Source organism: Kingella denitrificans ATCC 33394 (assembly GCF_000190695.1).
Taxonomy (GTDB): domain Bacteria; phylum Pseudomonadota; class Gammaproteobacteria; order Burkholderiales; family Neisseriaceae; genus Kingella_A; species Kingella_A denitrificans.
Genome location: NZ_GL870929.1, coordinates 1591287 through 1596722, shown reverse-complemented (window position 1 = coordinate 1596722; position 5436 = coordinate 1591287). Strand labels below are relative to the sequence as shown.

Here is a 5436-nt window from a genome sequence, read left to right as displayed (position 1 = left end):
AATTGATTAAATATTAATCTTCTCAGATTTGGGTATAAGTACGTAAAAATAAAGTATAAGAAGGCTAAATTTCAGATTTTATTTTTACACAATGGACTTACTATGAGATACTAAACAGATTATATTTGTTCATAAAGTCATTGCGTTGATTATGCCGTCCTTACATTCCCCCCCTTTTTTCCTCAATATCCTTCAGCTTCGACAGAGGTTTCCACTAATCTTGGTGCATTGTCTAGTCTGATGGATAAGGTTAAAAGATAAGTAATCACCGCATAAATACGCCTTGCGGTTACGCCCTGTTTTAGGGGGTAAAATCATGAGTGTTACACTGAATAGTAGGCATATCGCCACGCCTATACACAAAAAAACTTAACGCTTCTCAGCTGGAAATCATGATGCGGAAACCTTCCACAAGGCGATAATGTTTAATCAGTTCGCTGTTTTTGGTAAGTTCCATTCTATCCACTTATTTTTCAAGGCAATTATTGAGTTTGAAATACAGACGATCATTGGCCTTCACATAATTCGACAGTAACATTATCAAATACTCAATAATGATAAGGAAACACCTCTTAGGAAAACAGTGTTTTTTACAAAAAATATAAATCAAGTGTCAAATTGACTTGAAATTTATTACTGATAACCCCATATACAGTACGTCATTTTATTTAGAGGTGAAATATGAGCGATTATACAAACAACCTTCATCGTGTTTTTGTAGACCAAAAGATTGGTTTTAAGAAAAAGATTACCCCAACAGAACAGGACTTAAACTTTTTTAATCAGGTTAAAAAAGATGTTAAAAGCCACTTAAAGACCAAAATCAAGGAATTTTTGGAGCAACAAGGAATTGCTAATATTGCCCCAAAATTTCGCATTCAAGGATCGTGGGCGTATGGCACTTGCAATTTGCCGGCCAAACAGGATCAAGAAATGGATTTTGATTATGGGGTATATTTGCCTGTTCGTGCATTTGAAGGCTTTAATCCTGATGCTGGTGCAAGTGAACAAGCCCAAAATTACTTTGAGCAAGTAGAATTGATGGTAGAAGATTTATGTCATCAACACAAATGGCAGTTAGATACTTCTGCACCATCATCATGTATTCGCATTAAAATCAGAAGTAATGCCCATATGGACATTCCTCTTTATGCTGTTCCTGATGATATGTTTGACAGTTTAGAAGAACGTAATGAATTACAAGTGTCGTTGGGCACTACGACTGCTATTGATAAAAGTTTAAATTATTCTGAGTGGGCACTTGAAGATTTTAATATCAGATCATTTGCTGAAGAATCTTTAATGGATAAAAATATTCGAATGATTCATATGGCAAGGCGAGATGGTACTTGGCAAAAAAGCGACTGCGAACTGATTCGTAAATGGTTTGCCGATAAATTAAAGTCTTTGGAAAATAACGGTCAGCAATTGCGAGCAATTTGCCGTTATTTAAAGGCGTGGCGTGATTGGCAATTTGCAGATAAATCTTTTCAGCCAAGCTCCATTTTATTGATGATTATTGCCTGCAAGTATTATCAATATCATCAACATCGTGATGACTTAGCACTATTATCAGTTTTAGAAAAATTGCCAAATGCTTTGAATGACAATGTTTATGAAAACATTGAAGAACACGAAAGTGAAGATTTTAACCGTATGGAAGAGTATGAAAGAGTTGAAGCCAGCCAATATGCTGATGCACTCTATCAAAGTTTTATGGCAAGTTTAAATAATTTGGATAAAACCAAAGTCTTAAATTTCATCACAAATGAATGGGGTGATAGAATACCACAAGATGAAAATTTGATTGAAACTTCTCCACAATCCATTTTTGATACACCACCATTAGCGCAATCAAACATCACTCAACAAGTCCCATTAAGACAAGGCTGATGGGTTATACAGAATGGCAAGCAGTTGATGGTGATTTTGTTGTGCGTATAGACAACCACATTATCACTCAATTAACTGCTTATCGGCAAAAAACAAGCAAACAACCTGAATCTTTGGGGCTACTTGTTGGATTTGTTTGGGAAAATGCTTTTTGGGTCAAAGCAATTACTACCCCCACACCATTTGATAAACTCAGTCGTTTTGTATGTATACGTACACAAAAATCAGCTGATTATAATTTCGAATTATTGAAAAAATTAAATAAACAATCTAATCATCAATGGCACTATTTGGGTGAATGGCATACACATCCAGAAATCAATCCAAAGCCATCCAAAACTGATTTGGAAGGTTGGAGTGAATTGCCTAAAAATAGCTACTATGACAGAAATATTCACTTATTTTGGATTTGTAGTAGTGAAGCCCATTGCAACGATTGGTTAAGCATTCGTATTAATAATGTGTTTTTAAAATTAATGTTAAAAAAACGATGAGTCACCGCAATAAAATCATTGAAAAATTATCTTATCACCAATATGAGCCAATTTCATTTCATGATTTAAAACATAGCCAATTAAATCATGAAAGCATTTGTTATAAAAAAGAAATTCTTGTAGGAAATACAAAAATTGAATATTTTTTGATTTTTCCTAATTCAACATTGTTAGAGTTCCCTAAAATTTATATAACAGAAAAGCAACTATTGCTCTTGCAAGAAGCTTTTCCACATATTACCCAACCTATCCCGCATTTACAAAAAAGACAAATCTCTTATTTAGATAATCAGTTGTATTATATTTGCTATTTTATGGAAAACAGTCAAACCATACAAAGAAATGATCTTAGTAAATTTATTTTAACAATTGAGCAATATTTGATAATTTTTTTTGCTAAATTGCTGGATAAAAGCCAATATATTCAAGAATACTCAGAAGATTTCTTGGGAGTGATTATTGTATTGAGTGATTTGACCAATGATAAAAAGCATTCTTGGTACATTATTAAAAATGAAGAGAAATATAATTTTTTAGACGTAAAAAATAAAAATGATATTTTTGTTTTGCAAACCAATGACTCAAACAATCCAAATTTTTCAGAGTTGTTTAAAAATGGTAAAGTTACTGTTCAGTCATTTTTAGATTTTATACAAAAATGGGATAGTTGCGCTTACAAAAAATTAGAAGAACACCTAAATCATATCAATAAAAAACACAAGAAAGAACCAATTAATATTTTGATAAATTGGGAAAATAAGTTAATGGGCTTGTCATTTGAATGGAATGATTACCAACATAAAGTATTAAAAAATTTTCTTGATAAGCAATATTTGACTCAAAAGGTAGTTTTTTATACGGTGAACTTAATTGATTTTAAAGCTAGTATTTTAAGAAATTTGCCATCAAAATCACAAAATGGTTTATTGGGTAAAAAGGTTTTTCAAGTTGGATTAGGGGCTGTTGGTGGATATATTGCAGATTCCTTAATCAAAATCGGTGCTGGTATTGATGATGAATTTACTATCATTGATAATGACATTTTTAGTGTTGATAATGTTGGGCGACATTTATTAGGTATGGAATATATTGGGGAAAGTAAATCTAAAGCATTTAAAGGATATGCACAAAAGCAAGCTTTTAATCAACTAAAACAATTAAATACCAAGTTTGATAATATTGGTAATTATAGCTTTCAATATTTTGTGGATAATCCAGTAGATTTAATTATCGATGCTACAGGCAGTATCGAAGTGCAAGAATATCTCAATGAATTGGTGCAACAAATTCCATTAAAATTTCGCCCCAATTTATTACATTTATGGATTTTTGGTAATGGCGAATGTGTACAAGGCTTTTGGCGTGATGCTAAATTGCAAAATCATCAAGGCGGTTGTATTCAATGCTTAGGAACATCTGGTAATGGTCTGTCTGAAAATACTTTACCAATTAGAGATTTAAACAAAGAACAACGATTTGGTGCTTGTTCAGCATTTACACCCTATGCTGTATCTGGTGGAATGATGGCGAGTTCATTAGGTATTAATATGATATTAGAATGGCTAGAAACTGATATGGTCAAAAATAATTACCAAACTCGTTACAACTCTGAATATCAAGATGAAAAAATTAATGATATGGTAATTATGGCAGATGAAAACTGTCCTTATTGTGGAGAAAAACATGCAAAATCAATCTGATTTTAAAATACTGTCATTATCTGGCGGTGGTTATCGTGGTTTATATACAGCCGAAGTTTTAAAAGAATTGGAAAACCATTTAAAATCTCAAAATCCAAGCGATTGCATTGCTAATTATTTTAATTTAATTACAGGCACCTCGATTGGTGGCATTATTGCACTGGCATTGGCTTATGAAATTCCTGCTGAAGAAATTGCCAAAATATTTGATAATAAAGGTCAAGAAATTTTTAAGAAACAATCTTGGATTGGCATATTTAAGGCAAAATATAATTCAGCCATTTTAAAAAATATTTTAGTCGACTGGTTTGATGATGCTTTAATTGGTGATTTAAAACATCCGGTAGTTATTCCTGCTGTGGATTATACAACGGGCTTCCCTGTTACATTTAAAACAGCTCATCACGATACATTTAAGCGAGATTGGAAACAGAAGATTGTTGATGTGGCATTAGCAACTTCGGCAGCACCAACTTATTTTAAACGCCATCGTATTGGAGAAAATGAATATATTGATGGTGGATTGTTTGCCAATAGCCCAAGTTTGGTTGGATTACACGAAGCTGAAATCTTTTTTAAACACCCTATAAATCAAGTCAGAATCTTGTCTATTGGTACATTATCATCTAAGAAAACCATCAATCCAAAGACCAATAAAAAAGGTGGCTTGACCGACTGGGGGGAAGGAGATATTAGAAACGCCGCTTCTAACATTATTGATATTACGCTCAGTTCCCAACAATTATTTATGAATCAGATGGTTAAGCATAAGATTGGAGACAGTTTAGTTGTCATTGATGAAAATCTGACTCATAGCTCTGCTCCATATGTTGGATTAGATGAAGCTACCAATGAGGCAAAACAAATTCTTAAAGGGAATGCCTGTCAATCATCAAAAATTGCTCTTGGAAAGACTGAAGTTTTGGCATTTTTTGATAAAATAGCTCCTCAGCCTATATTTTATGAAGGTCGATATAAAAATCAACGGCCATAGTTATAAAATTGATATGGCGTCGACCATTATTTATGATGTGGTGATTTCTACTGACCAAGTCAAACTTCAGCAGACTGCAAATGAACCGGGACTACAAAAGCAAGAAGGTTTATTCACTGTTGAAAATGTGCGGATTAACACACTACTGATAAAACCCAAAGTACCAAGGACGAAGCAACCAAAGCAGGTGTCAACCCACAAGCGGTAGGAACTTTGCTATAAATTTCAACTTTGAGTAGTACAAACGACAATGCACACGCTTTAATTTCCCCGATCGTCAAATTCCTATTTGGGCTATGCTGGCAGAAAATAAACACAACCAGCCTGATGTGTAGAAAATCGTCGCGTTGTTTAC

5 protein-coding genes are annotated in these 5436 nt (G+C 33.2%); 4 read left to right on the top strand and 1 reads right to left on the bottom strand.

Annotated features, from left to right (window positions below; translation table 11 throughout):
• Window positions 1-681 precede the first annotated feature (681 nt).
• Genes HMPREF9098_RS08055 through HMPREF9098_RS08045 form a run of 4 tightly spaced genes read left to right on the top strand, consistent with a single transcriptional unit; the run spans window position 682 to window position 5081 of the window.
• On the top strand, window positions 682-1893 hold the full coding sequence (locus HMPREF9098_RS08055) for a CBASS cGAMP synthase (RefSeq protein ID WP_003783742.1): 1212 nt from the start codon (window positions 682-684) through the stop codon (window positions 1891-1893).
• Window positions 1893-2387 (top strand): Mov34/MPN/PAD-1 family protein, encoded by a 495-nt coding sequence (locus tag HMPREF9098_RS11510; protein ID WP_081457173.1) that lies wholly within the window; start codon window positions 1893-1895, stop codon window positions 2385-2387. Before HMPREF9098_RS08055 ends, HMPREF9098_RS11510 begins: the two co-directional genes overlap by 1 nt.
• Window positions 2384-4087 (top strand): ThiF family adenylyltransferase, encoded by a 1704-nt coding sequence (locus HMPREF9098_RS12240; protein WP_003783738.1) that lies wholly within the window; start codon window positions 2384-2386, stop codon window positions 4085-4087. The genes HMPREF9098_RS11510 and HMPREF9098_RS12240 overlap by 4 nt, the downstream gene beginning before the upstream one ends.
• Window positions 4071-5081 carry a CBASS cGAMP-activated phospholipase gene (locus tag HMPREF9098_RS08045; RefSeq protein ID WP_003783736.1) on the top strand — a complete coding sequence of 337 codons (1011 nt, stop codon included), beginning with the start codon at window positions 4071-4073 and terminating at the stop codon, window positions 5079-5081. Before HMPREF9098_RS12240 ends, HMPREF9098_RS08045 begins: the two co-directional genes overlap by 17 nt.
• Before the next feature lie 134 nt (window positions 5082-5215).
• On the opposite strand, the gene HMPREF9098_RS12110 is transcribed toward HMPREF9098_RS08045, so the two are convergent.
• Window positions 5216-5436: hypothetical protein (locus HMPREF9098_RS12110; RefSeq protein WP_218915115.1), on the bottom strand; the 221-nt coding region annotated here is incomplete at its 5' end.